We start from the raw sequence: 15,721 nt of genomic DNA, 5'->3' as shown, positions 1-15,721 counted from the left end.
GAAGTTAAAATAGTTTCCGTGCGCGACGAGGTCAAGACGCCTTACGGTGGGGCGGTGCCCGACACCCCCGACCCCATCTCCGAGGCCCACCGGCAGTGGAGCGCCCGCTGGCCCGAGCACGCCGACCACATGGCGGCCGTGACCTCGGTGATGCGGGCGCAGCAGCTGCTGCTCAGCCGGATCGAGGCGGTGCTGAAGCCGCACGGGCTCACCTTCGCCGCCTACGAGGCGCTCCGGCTCCTCGCCTTCACCCGCAGGGGCACCCTTCCCATGGGAAAGATGGGCACTCGCCTCATGGTGCATCCGGCGTCGGTCACCAACGTGATCGGGCGGCTGGAGCGGCGCGGTCTCGTCGGCCGCGCCCCCTCCCCCGACGACCGCCGCGTCGTGCTCGCCACGATCACCCCGGCGGGCCGCGACCTCGCCGAGGAGGCCACCGCCGCGCTCAACGAGGCCGGCTTCGGCATCGCCGCGCTGCCCGCCGAGCGCGCCGCCGAGATCACCGCGGCGCTGCGCGCCGTCCGCGTCTCGGTGGGCGAGCTGCCCGACGAATAACCGGTCCGCGCCGGGGCGCCCCGGCCCCGCCTTGCCCGGCCCGTCCGGGCGGTGACACGGTGGGAACGATCAGCGGTACCGGCATCGAGGGGGCGGGCATGGCGCACGAGACGGTCTTCACCTACGGCGCGCCGCAGCTGAAGTTCGGCACGGGCGCGTCCGACGAGATCGGCCACGACCTCGCGCAGTACGGCGCGCGGCGGGTCCTCGTGGTGACCGACCCGGGCGTCGCCGCGACCGGCGGGCCGCAGCGGGTCGCCGACGCGATGAAGGCGTACGGGATCGATGCGGCGGTGTTCGACCGCGTCCGCGTCGAGCCGACGGACGCGAGCATGCGCGAGGCGGTCGAGCACGCGCGGGAGACGGGGCCGTACGACGCGTACGTCGCGGTGGGCGGCGGGTCGAGCATCGACACCGCCAAGGCGGTCAACCTGCTCACCACGAACGACGGCGACCTCGCCGAGTACCTGAACCCGCCGGTCGGCGCGGGACGGGCGCCGGAGCGGCCGCTGCTGCCGCTCGTCGCCGTCCCCACCACGACCGGAACCGGAGCAGAGAGCACGACCGTCTGCGTCCTGGACGTCCTGGACCTGCGGGTCAAGACGGGCATCAGCCATCCGCGCATGCGCCCGACGCTCGCCGTCGTCGACCCCGACCTGATGGTGACGCAGCCGTCGGGGGTGACCGCGTCGTCCGGGATGGACATCGTGTGCCACGCGCTGGAGAGCTATACCGCCAAGCCGTACGACGCGTACGAGCGCAAGCGGCCCGAGCAGCGCGTCCCGTACTGCGGCGCGAACCCGGTGTCGGACATGTGGTCCGAGCGGGCGCTCGGCCTGATCGCGCATTCGTTCCGCGCGGCCGTCCGGGACGGCGAGGACCGCCGGGCCCGCGCCGACATGGCGCTGGCGGCCACGTTCGCGGGGCTCGGGTTCGGGAACGCGGGCGTGCACATCCCGCACGCCAACGCCTATCCGATCGCCGGGCAGGTCAGGGACTTCCGTCCGGACGGGTACCCGGACGGCGAGCCGATGGTCCCGCACGGGATGTCGGTGTCGCTCACCGCGCCCGAGGCGTTCCGGTTCACCTTCCAGGCGCGTCCGGAGCGCCACGTCCGCGCGGCCGAGCTGCTCGCCCCGGAGATGGACCGCCCGGACGACCCGGCCGAGTACCTGCCGCGCGCGCTGCTCGGCCTGATGCGCGACATCGGCATCCCGGACGGGATCGCGGGCGTGGGCTACGGGGAGGCGGACATCCCCGACCTGGTCGAGGGGACGATGCGGCAGCAGCGGCTGCTGGTGGCGTCGCCCCGCCCGGTCACCGAGGACGACATCGCGGGCATCTTCCGGCGGTCGATCCGCTCCTGGTGAGCCACGCCGGAGGCGCCGCCCGGCCACCCGTGGGCGGATTGCCGGATATGTACGTCGCGTGCGCACCCAGCGGTCGAATGGGCGGAACGATCCAATATGCTGCGGGTCACATCCGTTGTGTCGCAAGGAGGCGGTGATGGCGGATTCGCCGACGATGACGTACGGCGGTTACCTGCGGCTGGATCGGCTCCTGTCCTGCCAGGAGCCCGAGACCGACGCGCACGACGAGCTGCTGTTCGTGATCATCCATCAGGTCTACGAGCTGTGGTTCAAGCAGATCCTGCACGAGTCCGCGCTGCTGCAGCGCCGGCTGGAGGCGGGCGGCAGCGCGGGCGCGCTGCACACCGCGCGCCGGATCGCCAAGATCCTCAAGACGGTGGTCGGGCAGCTGGACGTGCTGGAGACGATGACGCCCCGGCAGTTCGCCGCGTTCCGGGACGCGCTCGGCACCTCCAGCGGGTTCCAGAGCGACCAGTTCCGCGAGATCGAGGCCGTCCTCGGCCGGCGCGAGTTCCCGGCGTCGGTGCTGCGCGGCGACGAGCGGCTGCGCGACGCGGTGTCCCGGCCGTCCATGTTCGACTCGCTGCTGCGCTACCTCGCCGTGCAGGGCCACCCCGTCCCCCGCGAGGCGCTGGAGCGCGACACGTCCCTGCCGTGGGAGCCGGACGAGGCCGTCCAGCAGGTGCTGCTGGCGGTCTACGCCGACGAGAACGGGCCCGCCGCCGAGGTGTGCGAGGCGCTCGTGGACGTCGACGAGGGCGTCCAGGAGTGGCGGTACCGGCACCTGAAGATGGTCGAGCGGACCATCGGCGCCAAGATCGGCACGGGCGGCTCCGCCGGGGCCGACTACCTGCGCTCGACGCTGTTCGCGCCCGCGTTCCCCGACCTGTGGGAGGTCCGCTCGCAGACCGAGCAGCCCACCGCCGGAGAGGAGCCCGCCCATGGCGGCTGAGCGGCGCGGTGAGCGGGTCGCGATCGTCGGCGCGGGGCTCGCGGGCTGCCTGCTCGCGGTGCTGCTCGGCCGCCGCGGCATCGAGGTGACGGTCTACGAGCGGCGGCCCGACCCGCGGATCGCGGGCGCCGAGCGGGGCCGGTCGATCAACCTGGCGATCTCCGCGCGCGGGCTCGCCGCCCTTGAGCAGGTGGGGCTGCGGGACCGGTCGCTGAAGCAGGCGCTGCCGATGCACGGGCGGATGGTGCACCCGCTGGGCCGGGAGCAGAACTTCCAGCCCTACAGCGCCGACGGCCGGCGCGCGATCAACTCCATCAGCCGCGCCCAGCTCAACGAATCGCTGCTGGACACCGCGGAGGCCACGCCCGGCGTGACGCTGCGCTTCTCCCAGCGCGTCACCGGCGTGGACGTCCAGGCCGGGGCGCTGCTGTTCGAGGACGGCGGCACCGAGGCGGCGGACGTCGTCCTCGCCGGGGACGGCGCGTACAGCGCGGTGCGCCGGTCCCTCGGGCTGAACGAGGACGCCGACTTCCTGGAGCACGGGTACAAGGAGCTGACCGTCCCGCCGCGCGACGGCGACTTCGCGCTCGATCCGGACGCGCTGCACGTCTGGCCGCGCGGCACCTCGATGATGATCGCGCTGCCGAACCTGGACCGCTCGTTCACCTGCACGCTGTTCTGGCCCAAGTCCGACCTCGCGGCGCTCGACTCCCCCGAGAAGGTCACGGCGTACTTCGCCGAGCACTACCCGGACGTCGCGGACCTGATCCCCGACCTGGTGGACGACTACGAGCGCAACCCGGTCGGGTCGCTGGTGACCGTCCGGTGCCGGCCGTGGACGCGGCGGGGCGACGGCGCGATCGTCGCGCTGCTCGGCGACGCCGCGCACGCGATCGTCCCGTTCTTCGGGCAGGGCGCCAACTGCGCGTTCGAGGACTGCATCGAGATCGACCGGTGCCTGACGGAGACCGGCGGTGACTGGGCGCGCGCGCTGGCGCTCTACGAGGAGCGCCGCAAGCCCAACACCGACGCGATCGCCGAGATGGCGCTGGACAACTTCATCGAGATGCGCGACCGCGTGTCGTCCCCCGTCTACCGGGCGAAGCAGGCGGCGACGCACGCCCTGGAGCGGCGGCTCGCGGGCCGGTACGTCTCGCGGTACGAGCTGGTGTCGTTCTCGACGATGCCGTACGCGCGGATCCCGGCCCGCATCCGGCGGCAGAACCTGGCGCTGGCGGGCGCGGCGTCAGCAGCCCTCGCGGGCCTGGCCGTGCTCCTGCGCCTCGCGCTGCGCGACCGCCGCTGACCGGGCGCGGCGGCCGGCCGCCAGGTCGGCGACGGCCGCCGCCAGCGCCAGCACGACGAACACCAGGATGACGATGAGGCCGCGGCGGAACGCCCCGGGCCAGTCGCCGTGCGTGCTCGCGAGGGCCGAGAAGAACACCGACCCGACCGCCGCGATCCCCATCGCGGTGCCGACCCGCTGCCCGGTCTGCAGCACGCCGGCGGCGCTGCCGCCCTGCGTGTAGTGCACCTCCGACAGCGTGATGGTCTGGTTCGGGGCGATGACGAGGCCGCTGCCGCAGCCGGCGAACAGCAGCGGCAGCGCGGTCGCGATCCCCACGCCCCGTCCCGGCTCCAGCTCGACCGCGACCCACGCGGCGGCCAGCCCCACCGCCACCACCGCGAGGCCGGCGGCGACGAGCGGGCGCCCGTACTTCGCCACGATGCGCCCGCCGACGGCCGCCGCCACACCCGACCCGACCGCGAACGGGGTGATGGCCAGGCCCGCTTCCAGCGCGCTGTAGGACAGGCCGTTCTGCAGGTACAGCGTGAAGATGAAGAAGATCGCGGTGAACCCCGCGAAGTACAGCAGCGCGATCGCCGACCCCAGCGCGTACGAGCGGAGCCGGAACAGCCCGAGGTCCACCATCGGCGCGCCTGCCCGCCGCTCCCACCAGACAAACGCCGCGATCAGCAGCACGCCCGCCAGGACGAGCAGCCATTTGAGGTTCCCGTGCCACTGCTGCTCCTGGACGAGCGGGAGCAGCACGCACACCACGCCCGCGCCGAGCAGCAGCACGCCGGGCGGATCGAGGCCCTGCTTCTCGCCGCGCACCGGCGGCGGCAGCAGCCGCCACGCCAGGAACAGCGCCGCCACGCCGACCGGGATGTTGACGTAGAACACCCACCGCCAGCCCTCCGCGTGACCGGCGAGCGCGATGATGCCGCCGCCCAGCAGCGGCCCGGCGGCCGTCGCGATCCCGATGACCGCGCCGAGCGCGCCGAACGCCCGGCCCCGGTCGCCGCCCTGGAACAGCTGCTGGATGAGGCCGGCGACCTGCGGGTTGAGGATGCCGCCCGCGACGCCCTGGAGGAGGCGGGCCAGCACGAGCCACGTCATGGTCGGCGCGATGCCGGCCAGCGCGCTGGCCGCGGTGAACAGCGCCAGGCCCGTCATGAACACCGCGCGGCGGCTGCGCGCGTCGCCGAGCCGCCCGGCCGGGACGAGCACCAGCCCGAAGGTCAGCGCGTACCCCGACAGGATCCACTGCAGGCCCGCCTCCGAGGCGTGCAGCCCCTGCTTGATCGACGGGAGCGCGACGTTGACGATGCTGACGTCCAGCAGCGTCATGAACGCGGCGACGAGGCAGACCGACAGCGCCCGCCAGGGACGCTGCACCCCGCCCTCCTGGTCGGCCCCCGCCGTGGCCTCCGTCCGCACGAGCGATCTCCTTTCCGAAGATCACCGCACCAAACCCGGCGCACCGGGCGCACCGGCCGCTGTGCCACAGTTGCGTAGTGACCGCATCCCCACCGGGCCCCGGCCCCGACGAACTGCAGTGCTCCGCCAAGGGCTGCCGCGCCGCGGCGGTCTGGGCGCTGCGCTGGAACAACCCGAAGATCCACACCCCGGACCGGCGGAAGATCTGGCTCGCCTGCGACGAGCACCGCGAGAGCCTGTCGGCGTTCCTCGACCGCCGCGACTTCCTCAAGGACGTGGTGCCGGTCGAGGACCGCGACGCCTGAGGCCCGGAGCGGGCGGCCGGCGAGGCTCCTAGGCCTCGTCGAGGACGCGTTCGCCGGCCTGCTCGGGCACGTCGCCCTGCCCCGCCGGCGCCCCGGCGTCCGCGGAGGGCTCGGCGGGTTCGGCGGGTTCGGCGGGTTCGGCGCCCCAGGCCTCGGCCAGCTCCGTCAGCCGGGCGGCGGCGTCCCGGGCGGGGGCGCCGCGGCCGACCGCGAGGCCGAGGAGGTAGGCGGTGAGCGGCGCGCCCGGGCGCGCCACCCCGTGCGCGACGTCGCGGGCCAGGTCGAGCACGAGATCGCGGTCGATGTCGCCCCGTTCCAGGCCGAGTTCATCGCAGACCGCGGTCATCCAGTCCTCCAGTACGGACATGGGCGTCCCCCTTCAACGCGTCGACGTACGATGCCCACTCTCGCACGGTCAAAGCACGTCCGGCCGGGCGAGGCCGTCGGCGCGGGCGAGGTCCTCGGGCGTGTCGCAGTCGTACCACGGGGGCCGCTCCCCGGCGGGGAGCGCGACCTCCGCCGGGCCGAGCGGGCCGAGGACGCCGCGCAGCGAGGCACCGGTGTAGGCGGCGAGCGCGTCGCGCAGGCGGGCGGTGCGCCAGCATCCGGCGAGCCACTGCTCGCGGCCCTCGCCGTCCACCAGCACGGCCCCGTCGCGCTCCCCCGCCGCGTGGAGAAGCGCGGCGATGTGGACGGGACGCAGGAACGGCAGGTCGGCGGCGAGCAGCGCGACCCAGGGCGCGCGCACCTCGGCCAGGCCCGCCCTCAGCGCGGGCACCGGCCCGGCGGCGGGCGGGTCCTCGCGGACCCGGACGGCGCCCGGCAGCACGTCCCGCGGCGGCCCGACGACGATCGTCCGGGACGCGCCGGACGCCGCGGCGGCGACCCACTCGATCAGGGCGCGGCCGCCGACCTTCGCGGCGGGCTTGTCGGCGCCGCCGAGCCGCCGGGCGCGGCCGCCCGCGAGCAGCACCGCGTCGAAGGACGCCGGATCGGAGGGCACCGGATCGGAGGGCACCCCGCCGACGGGCACCGCGCCGGAGGGCACGGGGGTCAGCCGCCGATGGCGGACATCGGCCGGGCCGGCTGCAGGAACGCCGGGTCGTCGATGCCGTGCCCGGCCCGCTTGGCCCGAACCGCCTTCCGCCAGCGGTCGGCGATCTCCTCGTCGGCCGCGCCGGCCCGCATCGCGTCGCGCAGGTTGGACTCCTCTGTCGCGAACAGGCAGTTGCGGACCTGGCCGTCCGCGGTCAGCCGGACGCGGTCGCACGCGCCGCAGAACGGCCGGGTCACCGACCCGATGACGCCGACCGTCTCGGGGCCGCCGCCGATCGCGAACGTCTCGGCGGGCGCGCTGCCGCGGTCGTGGCCGGCGTCCGGCGCCAGGTCGAACTCCGCGGACAGCCGCTCGAGGATCTCGTCCGCGGTGATCATGTCCTGCCGGGTCCAGCCGTGCTGGGCGTCCAGCGGCATCTGCTCGATGAACCGCAGCCGGTAGCCGTTCTCCAGGCAGAAGCGCAGCAGCGCGGGGGCCTCGTGGTCGTTGATCCCCCGCATCAGCACCGCGTTGATCTTGACGGGTTCGAGGCCCGCGGCGCGCGCCGCCTCCAGCCCGGCGAGGACGTCCGCGAACCGGTCGCGGTGCGCGAGCCGCTTGAAGGTCGCCGGGTCGAGGGTGTCCAGCGACACGTTCACCCGGTCGAGGCCGGCGGCGGCGAGCGGCCCCGCCAGCCGCGCGAGCCCGATCCCGTTGGTGGTCAGGGAGATCTCCGGGCGCGGCTCCAGCGCGGCCGTGCGCCGCACGATGTCCGGCAGCCCGCGCCGCAGCAGCGGCTCGCCGCCGGTGTAGCGGACCTCGGTGACGCCCAGCTCGCCGACCGCGAGGCCGACGAGCCGCACCACCTCGTCGTCGGTGAGCAGCTCCGGCTTGGGCAGCCAGTCCAGGCCCTCGGGCGGCATGCAGTACGAGCACCGGAGGTTGCACCGGTCGGTGAGCGAGACCCGCAGGTCCGTCGCGGTACGACCGAAGGTGTCGACCAGCACGGGCGCCCCTTCCTGCCGGGCGGACGGCCCGGTGGGCGGGCCGTCCGGGTTACGGTCGATCGGTCCAGCCTATTGCGGCGATCGCCGATCCGTCGCATCACGGGCTGCGGGCATGGCCGGTTCGGACGAGGAGGTACGGGTGACGGCGGCACGGGAGTGGGAGTTCGCGGGCACGCGGGGCGCGATCACGGCACGGATCTGGTCGGACGGCGAGCCCCGTTACGTCGCGGTCCTGGCGCACGGCTACGGCGAGCACCTCGGACGCTACGAGCACGTCGCGGACGCGCTGGTCCGGCACGGCGCGACCGTGTGCGGGCCCGACCACATGGGGCACGGCCGGTCGGCGGGCGACCGGGTGCTCATCGAGGACTTCGAGGACGTCGTCGCCGACCTGCACACCGTCGTCGAGGCGGCCCGCGGCGACCACCCCGGCCTGCCCGTCGTGCTGATCGGGCACTCCATGGGCGGGCTCATCGCCGCCCGCTACGCGCAGGTCCACGGCGACGCGCTGGCCACGTTGGTGCTGTCGGGTCCCGTCCTGGGCCGCTGGTTCGTCGTGGACGACCTGCTCCCCCTCGACGAGATGCCCGACGAGCCGATCGACACCGCGACGCTGTCGCGGGACCCGGCCGTCGGGAAGGCCTACACCGAGGACCCGCTGGTGTGGCACGGCCCGTTCAAGAAGCCGACCGTCCGGGCCCTGGACGCCTGCCTCCGCGCCATCAACGAGCACGGCTCGCTCGGCGCGCTCCCCACCCTGCATGTGCACGGCGGCGACGACCGGCTCGTCCCGCTGGACGGCACCCTCGCCGGGATCGAGGCGATCCGGGGCGCCGACCTGACCCAGCGGATCTATCCCGGCGCCCGCCACGAGGTGTTCAACGAGACGAACCGCGACGAGGTGCTCGCCGACGTCACCGCGTTCATCGACCGCGTGCTGGGCTGATCAGCGACGCCCCGGCGGGCGGCGGCGGCCCGCCCGCCGGCGGCGCGCCGCCTCGTCCTCCGCCCACGTGATCTCGCCGTGCCGGTCCCAGACGAGCGGCCGCAGCTCCGCCGGGTCGGCGGGGACGTCCGGGCGCGCGAGCACGTCGGCGCGGGCGCGGCGGGCGACGCTCACCCGCCGCCGGAAGTCGCGGAAGACCTGGATCTCGCCGGCGGCGGAGCGGCACTGCCCGCCGAGGTGGTCGTAGTCCATCCCGTGGGGATTCCGGACGTCGAGCCATCCCGCCTGCACCGCCCACTCCCGCGCCTCGGCAGGACGGGCCGGAAGGAGCGCGACGAGCCCGTGCGTCCGCTTCACCCGTCCGCGCTCGGGTCCGGGCGGCGGGTGCTCGCGGAACCAGCCGCGCGGGTCGGCGAGAGCGGCGTCGAGGCCGTGCGTCCGCCACCGGACGGTGCCGTCCGGCGGGCGCCGCAGCGGAAGGCGCCGCGCCAGCTCGCGGGCGGTCGCGGCGGTGAAGGGAGTGTGCCAGGCCGGGACCAGGACGATCGGGTCCGCAGGGTCCGCGTCGAACGGCGTCGGCGTGAGGAACGGCCGGTCGATCACGAGCAGCGTGCCGGGCCGCGACTGGTAGGCCAGCCCCCACAGCAGCCGCGCGAGGACGCGGGCGCCGTGCTGGTCGGACAGCACGTGCCAGGTCTCATGGAACAGGTTGGTGCTGAAGCCCGCCTTCGTGGCCGGCCGCAGCCCGATGACCGTGTGCTCCCGCCCGCCGAGCCGGAGCGTCCGGCGGTGCAGCTTCATGCCGTCGCGCGCGCCGCGCGCGTTCGCCGGCCGCTGCACCGCCGTCACGCCCTCAGCCCTTCACGCAGACGAGCTGCCGCAGGTGCGCGACGACCTCGACGAGGTCGGACTGCGACTCCATCACCGTCTCCAGGTCCTTGTAGGCGCCCGGGATCTCGTCGATGACGCCGCTGTCCTTGCGGCACTCGACGCCCCTGGTCTGCTCGACCAGGTCCTCGACGGTGAAGTTCTTGCGCGCCTTGTTCCGGCTCATCCGGCGGCCCGCGCCGTGCGACGCCGAGTTGAACGCCGTCTCGTTGCCGAGGCCGCGGACGATGTAGGTGCCGGTCGCCATCGACCCCGGGATGATGCCGAGGTCGCCGGCGCCAGCGCGGATCGCGCCCTTGCGGGTGACGAGCAACTCCTCGCCGCCGTACTCCTCCTCCGCCACGTAGTTGTGGTGGCAGGAGATGACCTGGTTCCACCGGCAGCGCTTCTCGCCGAACTGCCTGGTCACGACGTTCTGCGCGAGCGCCATCATGACCGCGCGGTTGCGGCGCGCGTACTCCTGCGCCCAGAACAGGTCGTGCCGGTAGGCGTCCATCTTCGCGGTTCCGCTGAGGAACACGGCGAGGTCGGTGTCCGGAAGGTCCTGGTTGTGCGGGAGCTTGCGGGCCGCCTCGATGTGGTGCTCGGCGAGCACGTTCCCGATGTTGCGCGACCCCGAGTGCAGGACGAGCCAGATCCCGCCTTCGTCGTCCGCGCACAGCTCCAGGAAGTGGTTGCCGCCGCCGAGCGTGCCCATCTGCGAGCGCGCGCGGCCGAGGCCGGAGCGGACCGCCGGGTGCAGGTCCTCGAACTCCTTCCAGAACTCGTACCAGCCGCGCTCCTTCAGGTTCGGCAGCGCGGACGGGTCGACGGCGCTCTTGTGCGAACCGCGCCCGACGGGGATCGCCTTCTCCAGCCGGTGCCGGATACCCGACAGGTCGTCCGGCATGTCCTCCACGGTGAGCGTGGACTTGGCGGCGGTCATCCCGCAGCCGATGTCGACGCCGACCGCCGCCGGGGACACCGCGTTCTTCATCGCGATGACCGAGCCGACGGTCGCGCCCTTGCCGTAGTGGACGTCCGGCATGACCGCGAGCCCCTCCACCCAGGGCAGCGCGGACACGTTGCGGAGCTGGTCGAGCGCCTGGTCCTCGACGGTGTCGGGGTCGGTCCACATCCGGATGGGAACGCGGCCGCCCTTCAGGGTCTGGTACGGCATGCCTTCTCCTTCTCGACGGGATCCGAACCGTGATCTATGACGCCAGAGCCGCACGCCGCGGTTCAACCGGTTTTCCCGCCATGGCCGGGGTCATCCCGGCGGGCGTCAGCGGCGCCGCTCCGTGAGGCCCAGGCCGTCGAGGTGCTCCAGCAGCGCGACGGCGACGCGGCGGCTGGTGGACAGCGCGTCGCCCGCCTGCCGCGGCGTGAACGGCTGCGGCAGCGCGGACAGGATGCGCAGCGCCTCGCGGTCGGCGCCGGGCAGCAGGACGATGCCGTCGCGCAGCCGCAGCACCGCCCCCGCCCGTTCGGCGGCGGCGAGGGCGCCGCCGGTGAGGCCGAGTTCGGCGAGACGCTCCTCGGCGGGCGCGTCGAACGGGGCGCGGGCGAGGTCGGCGCGGAGCCGCTCCACGGCGGCGGCCAGCCCGGGCGGCATCGCCGCCTCCCCCGAGGGACGCGCCGCGGCCCCGTCCGCCCCCGTACTCTGCGCCGAACCAGCTTCCCGCCCCGGATCCGCCACCGTAGCCGGAGACTCGGCCGCGCTCTGGGACGGCGCCGCGCTGGAAGGCGGCCCCGCGTCGGGAGACGGAACCGCACTAGAAGCCGGAGCCGCACTGGATGCCGGGGACGCGCTCGAGGGCGGGGCCGCACTAGAAGCCGGGGACACGCTTGAATCCGGAGCCGGACTCGCCGCCGGAGCCGCGCTCGAGGGCGGAGCTGCATTCGAAGCCGGGACCGCGCGCGAAGGCGGGACCGCGCTCGAAGGCGGGGCCGCACTGGACGCCGGGGACTCGCTCGAAGGCGGGGACACGCTCGGGGCCGGAGCCGGGCTGGCCGCCGGAGCCGCGTTGGAGGGGCGGACTGCGCTCGGTGGCGTCGCCGCGCTCGGTGGCTTGGCGGCAGGCGCGGGGATGGCCGAGGTCGGGGGCGCGGTCGCGGCTGCGGGTGGGGCCGGGTCCGTGGACGGGGGGACGGGCGCAACCGGTGGCGTGTCGGCGTCCGGGGGCACGGCCGGTCGGGGTGGGGCCGCGTTAGGAGGTGCGGGAGGGGCGGGCTCGGGGGTCGGGGGGTGGACTCGGCCGCCGTCCAGCCGGAGCGGCGGGCGGACGAGCGCGGCGACGAGGCTCCGCGCGGGCAGCCCGAGCCGCAGCCGGGCGGTCTCCAGCGGGAGGCCGGGCGCGTGCGGGGTCTCGGCGGCGTGCCGCGCCGCCACCTCGGCGAGGCGCTCGCGCAGCGCCTCCCAGTGCGCCGGGTCGGCGAGCCAGCCGCCGTCCAGGGCGACGGCGGCGTCCGGCGGCACGCAGCCCATCAGCTCCAGCTCGGACGCGCGGAGCACGCCGTGCCGGCGCAGCACCAGCGCGCCGTCCGGCCGGTCGGGCCAGCCGGCCAGCTCGCGGGCGCGGGCCGCGCCGGCGTCGCGCCGCACCAGGGTCGGCGGCCGGACGTCCAGGACGCTGACCCCGGCGACGGCGCGCCGCTCGGGGTCGCGCAGCAGGGCGGTGTCGCCGATGTGCAGGGCCAGCCGGGCGTTCAGGGTGAGGCGGGCGGTGTCGGGGCCGAGCGGGCGCAGCCGCACCGGGACGGCGGCGGCGCCGATGTGCAGGGTCATCCGCCGCGCCAGCCGCCCGGACGCCTCGCCGAACCGGGTCCGCACGTCCACGCAGGTGGTGAGCGACCAGCGGTCCGGGGTGACGAGGGCCATGCCCGCGCCGACCCGTCCGGCGTCGCGCAGCGTGAGGACGACGCGGGAGACGCCGGTGGCGCTCTCCCGGGGCGCGCCGGTGCTGCCGATCGTGCGGACGCGGACGCGGCGGCCCGCGGGCATGAGGAGCAGCTCGTCGCCGACGGCGATCGTCCCGGCGGCGAGGGTGCCGGCGACGACGCTCTGCCGCCCGGCGGTGAAGGCGTGCTCCAGCCACAGCCGCACCGGCGCCTCGGGGTCGGGCACGGGCAGCCGTCCGGCGAGCCGGTCCAGCGCGGCGGCCAGCTCGTCCATCCCCGCGCCGGTGACGGTGCTGACGGCGACGGCCTCGACGCCGCGCAGCGCGGTCCCGGCGAGCCGGTCGCGCGCCTGGCGCAGCGCGAGCTTGGGGTCGGCGACGTCCGCGCGGGTCACCGCGAGGACGCCGGCCTGGACGCCGAGCGCGGCGAGCACGTCGAGGTGCTCCTGCGACTGGGGCATCCAGCCCTCGTCGGCGGCGACGGCGAACAGCACGGCGGGGACCGCCCCCACGCCCGCGAGCATCGCCGGGACGGACCGCTCGTCGCCGGGGACGTCGACGAACGCCAGCCTGGCGCCGGAGGGCAGCTCCGTCCAGGCGCCGGGCTCCTCGGGCTCCATACCGGTGAGGGCGCGCACCAGGGCGGACTTGCCGTGCCCGTGGTGGCCGGCGGTGGCGACGACCTGCATCAGCGCCCTTCCCGGGTCGCGGCGCGCGGGGCCGCGGGGAAGGGTGCGGGCACGGCGCGGGCGCCGGCGGGGACGGCATAGCGGGGGTTTTGCAGACGTAGGTCCACGGAAGGCAACCCTAAGGACGCCGGGCCCGGAAGCGAAACCCGATCCGGCCCACACCGCGCGATCATAAATCTCACTAACTTCGCGTAAACCTCAACTGGCGATGAATCGTCACGCCGAGGGCGCGGCTAATCGGCGGATCGGCCCTCGCAGCGCGCGAGACGCTCGGAATGCGCGAGGAAGTCGTCGACCATCCGGTGCACCAGCCCGGCCAGCTGCGCCCGCTCGCCCGGCGACCAGCCGGCGAGGGCGTCGGCCATCCACTGCCGGCCGGCGGCGCGGACCCGCTCGACGGCCTCCAGCCCGGCGTCGGTGATCCGCACGCGCTGGGCGCGGCCGTCGTCGGGGTCGGGGACGCGCTCGACGTAGCCGGCCCGCTCCAGCCGCTGCACCTGGCGGGTGACGTGCGGCGCCTCCACCGCGAGCCGGACGGCCAGCTCCCCCGGCCGCAGCGGGTCGGGGGCGTCGGCGAGGGCGCCGAGCAGCGGCACGGCGGCCCGGTCGACCGCCACGCCCGCCACCGCCACCGTCCGGTCGTGCTGCTTGGCGCGGGTGAGCATGTGCGACACGCGGCTGATCGCGCGCTCGATCTCCACGATGTCGCGCGGCGCCGCGGCGCCGGTGTCGGGGTGGGCGGCGGACCGCGGCGGGGTGGACATGTGATCCATTGTACGATGCATTTACTTAACTTAAGTAAGTAGAGTGTCCGAGCACGCCCCCGCTCCCACCGACCGGGACCGTCCCCCCAGGAGGCTTCATGACCGGCGCCCAGACGGCGGCCGCCGCCACGACCGGGCGGCGCGCCGCCGGCCCCCCGCGCACCGGCCTCACCCTGTTCGCGCTGGCGATCGCCGGCATGGTGGTGTCCGTCCAGCAGACCCTCGTGATCCCGCTGCTGCCGGAGCTGATGACCCGCTTCCACGTCTCGGTCACCGCCGTGACCTGGGTGTTCACCGCCTCCCTGCTGGCCGGCGCCGTCGCCACGCCGCTGCTGTCGCGGTTCGGCGACATGTACGGCAAGAAGAGGATGATCCTGCTGGTGCTGGCACTGCTGCTGATCGGCTCGGTGGTCTGCGCGGTGTCCGGCTCGCTCGGCGTGCTCATCGCCGGACGGACCCTGCAGGGCGTGTCGTCCGCGATGATCCCGCTGGCCATCGGGATGATCCGGGACACCTTCCCGCGCGAGCGGATCACCACCGCGATCGGCATCGTCAGCGCCACCATGGGCGTCGGCGGCAGCGCCGGCATGATCGTGACGGGCCTGATCGCGGACCGCACCACCAGCCACCACCCGGTGTTCTGGATCACCGCCGCGCTCGCCGCGGCGGGCCTCGTGCTGGTCGCGGTCACCGCGCACGACGCCGGGGCGCGCGCGGGCGGACGCCCCGACCTGGCCGGCGCGCTCGTGCTGGCCGGATGGCTGGTCTGCCTGCTGCTGGCGATCAGCGAGGGCAACGACTGGGGCTGGACGTCCGGCGGGGTGATCGCCCTGTTCGGCGCCGCCGTCGTGCTGTGCGGGCTGTGGGTCGTGATCGAGCAGCGGGTGCGCGAGCCGCTGGTGCGGCTGAGCCTGCTGGTCGGGCCGAAGTCGCTGTCGGCGAACCTGTCCTCGGCGCTGCTCGGCTTCGCCATGTTCGCCGCGTTCACCCTGATCTCCGGCTTCGTCCAGTCCCCGTCCGACAAGGTGGGGTACGGGCTGGGCGGCTCGGTGCTGGACGTCGGCCTCTACATGCTGCCCAGCACCGTCACGATGCTCGTCGCGTCCGCGATGTCGGGCAACGTCGCCCGGCGCATCGGCCCGGCCTACACGCTCGCGCTCGGCTCGGTCTTCGCGGGGCTCAGCTACACCTGGCTCGCCGTGTCGAACTCGCACGGCTACGACATGCTGGCGTTCAGCGCCATCCAGGGCATCGGCTTCGGCGTCGCCTACGCGGCGCTCGGCACGCTCGCCGTGCAGCACGTCCCGATGGACCAGAGCGGCATCGCCAGCGGCATCAACTCGCTCGTCCGCACCACCGGCGGAAGCGTCGCGGGCGCCGTCACCGCCTCGATCCTCGCCGGGAAGGTGATCGCCGGGACGGAGGTGCCGACGCTCGGCGCGTACGAACTGTGCTTCTGGATCGTCGCGGCCGGCGCGGTCCTGGCGGCCGCCGTCGCCGTCGTGCACGGCGTCCGGCACCCGCACGAGCGTCCCGCCTGACCGGGGCGTCCAGGGGCCGCCCGCACGGGCGCGGGCGCGGCGGCCCCGGGCGGGACGGTGACCC

The 15,721-nt window shown here is 74.9% G+C and carries 15 protein-coding genes; 7 read left to right on the top strand and 8 right to left on the bottom strand.

The features are described 5' to 3' along the window. Nucleotides 1-18 precede the first annotated feature (18 nt). From ABT299_RS33305 to ABT299_RS33290, 4 genes are all read left to right on the top strand, one after another. Nucleotides 19-555, top strand: coding sequence for a MarR family winged helix-turn-helix transcriptional regulator (locus tag ABT299_RS33305; protein WP_500198053.1), 537 nt, complete (start codon nt 19-21; stop codon nt 553-555). A 59-nt stretch (nt 556-614) separates the two neighbouring features. Further along, entirely contained in the window at nt 615-1,925 is a 1,311-nt protein-coding gene (locus ABT299_RS33300) for a hydroxyacid-oxoacid transhydrogenase (protein ID WP_500253161.1), read from the top strand. Between the two features lie 136 nt (nt 1,926-2,061). Next, nucleotides 2,062-2,877 carry a tryptophan 2,3-dioxygenase gene (locus ABT299_RS33295; protein ID WP_206699937.1) on the top strand — a complete coding sequence of 272 codons (816 nt, stop codon included), beginning with the start codon at nt 2,062-2,064 and terminating at the stop codon, nt 2,875-2,877. Next, nucleotides 2,867-4,183, top strand: coding sequence for an FAD-dependent oxidoreductase (locus ABT299_RS33290; RefSeq protein ID WP_500253160.1), 1,317 nt, complete (start codon nt 2,867-2,869; stop codon nt 4,181-4,183). Before ABT299_RS33295 ends, ABT299_RS33290 begins: the two co-directional genes overlap by 11 nt. Here ABT299_RS33290 and ABT299_RS33285 read toward each other — a convergent pair. Continuing rightward, complete coding sequence (locus tag ABT299_RS33285) at nt 4,124-5,602, bottom strand: MFS transporter (protein WP_500253159.1); 1,479 nt, start codon at nt 5,600-5,602, stop codon at nt 4,124-4,126. The genes ABT299_RS33290 and ABT299_RS33285 overlap by 60 nt on opposite strands. Nucleotides 5,603-5,679: 77 nt before the next feature. Between ABT299_RS33285 and ABT299_RS33280 the strand changes: the two genes are divergently transcribed. Then, the gene (locus tag ABT299_RS33280) at nt 5,680-5,907 is read left to right on the top strand and encodes a hypothetical protein (RefSeq protein ID WP_433154289.1); all 228 of its coding nucleotides are present in this window, start codon (nt 5,680-5,682) and stop codon (nt 5,905-5,907) included. A gap of 28 nt (nt 5,908-5,935) precedes the next feature. On the opposite strand, the gene ABT299_RS33275 is transcribed toward ABT299_RS33280, so the two are convergent. The 3 genes from ABT299_RS33275 to moaA are packed head-to-tail and all read right to left on the bottom strand — an operon-like array spanning nt 5,936 to nt 7,950. Then, nucleotides 5,936-6,274, bottom strand: a complete 339-nt coding sequence (locus ABT299_RS33275) for a DUF6457 domain-containing protein (RefSeq protein ID WP_500253158.1) — start codon at nt 6,272-6,274, stop codon at nt 5,936-5,938. A gap of 48 nt (nt 6,275-6,322) precedes the next feature. Then, a complete protein-coding gene (gene mobA / locus ABT299_RS33270) occupies nt 6,323-6,910 on the bottom strand; it encodes a molybdenum cofactor guanylyltransferase (RefSeq protein ID WP_500253157.1) in 588 nt (195 codons plus the stop codon). Nucleotides 6,911-6,960: 50 nt separating this feature from the next. Next, nucleotides 6,961-7,950 carry a GTP 3',8-cyclase MoaA gene (gene moaA, locus ABT299_RS33265; RefSeq protein ID WP_500253156.1) on the bottom strand — a complete coding sequence of 330 codons (990 nt, stop codon included), beginning with the start codon at nt 7,948-7,950 and terminating at the stop codon, nt 6,961-6,963. A gap of 139 nt (nt 7,951-8,089) precedes the next feature. On the opposite strand from moaA, the gene ABT299_RS33260 reads away from it, so the two are divergent. Further along, the gene (locus ABT299_RS33260; RefSeq protein ID WP_500253155.1) at nt 8,090-8,896 is read left to right on the top strand and encodes an alpha/beta hydrolase; all 807 of its coding nucleotides are present in this window, start codon (nt 8,090-8,092) and stop codon (nt 8,894-8,896) included. Here the strand turns inward: ABT299_RS33260 and ABT299_RS33255 are convergent, their stop codons facing one another. From ABT299_RS33255 to ABT299_RS33240, 4 genes are all read right to left on the bottom strand, one after another. Continuing rightward, entirely contained in the window at nt 8,897-9,745 is an 849-nt protein-coding gene (locus ABT299_RS33255) for a hypothetical protein (protein WP_500253154.1), read from the bottom strand. A gap of 4 nt (nt 9,746-9,749) precedes the next feature. After that, the gene (locus tag ABT299_RS33250; RefSeq protein ID WP_190856422.1) at nt 9,750-10,943 is read right to left on the bottom strand and encodes an RtcB family protein; all 1,194 of its coding nucleotides are present in this window, start codon (nt 10,941-10,943) and stop codon (nt 9,750-9,752) included. A gap of 105 nt (nt 10,944-11,048) precedes the next feature. Then, entirely contained in the window at nt 11,049-13,352 is a 2,304-nt protein-coding gene (locus ABT299_RS33245; protein WP_500253153.1) for a selenocysteine-specific translation elongation factor, read from the bottom strand. A gap of 233 nt (nt 13,353-13,585) precedes the next feature. Next, on the bottom strand, nt 13,586-14,116 hold the full coding sequence (locus tag ABT299_RS33240) for a MarR family winged helix-turn-helix transcriptional regulator (RefSeq protein WP_190856421.1): 531 nt from the start codon (nt 14,114-14,116) through the stop codon (nt 13,586-13,588). Between the two features lie 98 nt (nt 14,117-14,214). On the opposite strand from ABT299_RS33240, the gene ABT299_RS33235 reads away from it, so the two are divergent. After that, entirely contained in the window at nt 14,215-15,657 is a 1,443-nt protein-coding gene (locus tag ABT299_RS33235) for an MFS transporter (RefSeq protein WP_190856420.1), read from the top strand. Nucleotides 15,658-15,721: the final 64 nt, after the last annotated feature.

Origin of the sequence: Spirillospora sp. NPDC000708 (assembly GCF_040299565.1) — a bacterium.
In the GTDB taxonomy this organism is placed as follows: domain Bacteria; phylum Actinomycetota; class Actinomycetes; order Streptosporangiales; family Streptosporangiaceae; genus Spirillospora.
This window is presented reverse-complemented; position numbering and strand designations above follow the sequence as displayed.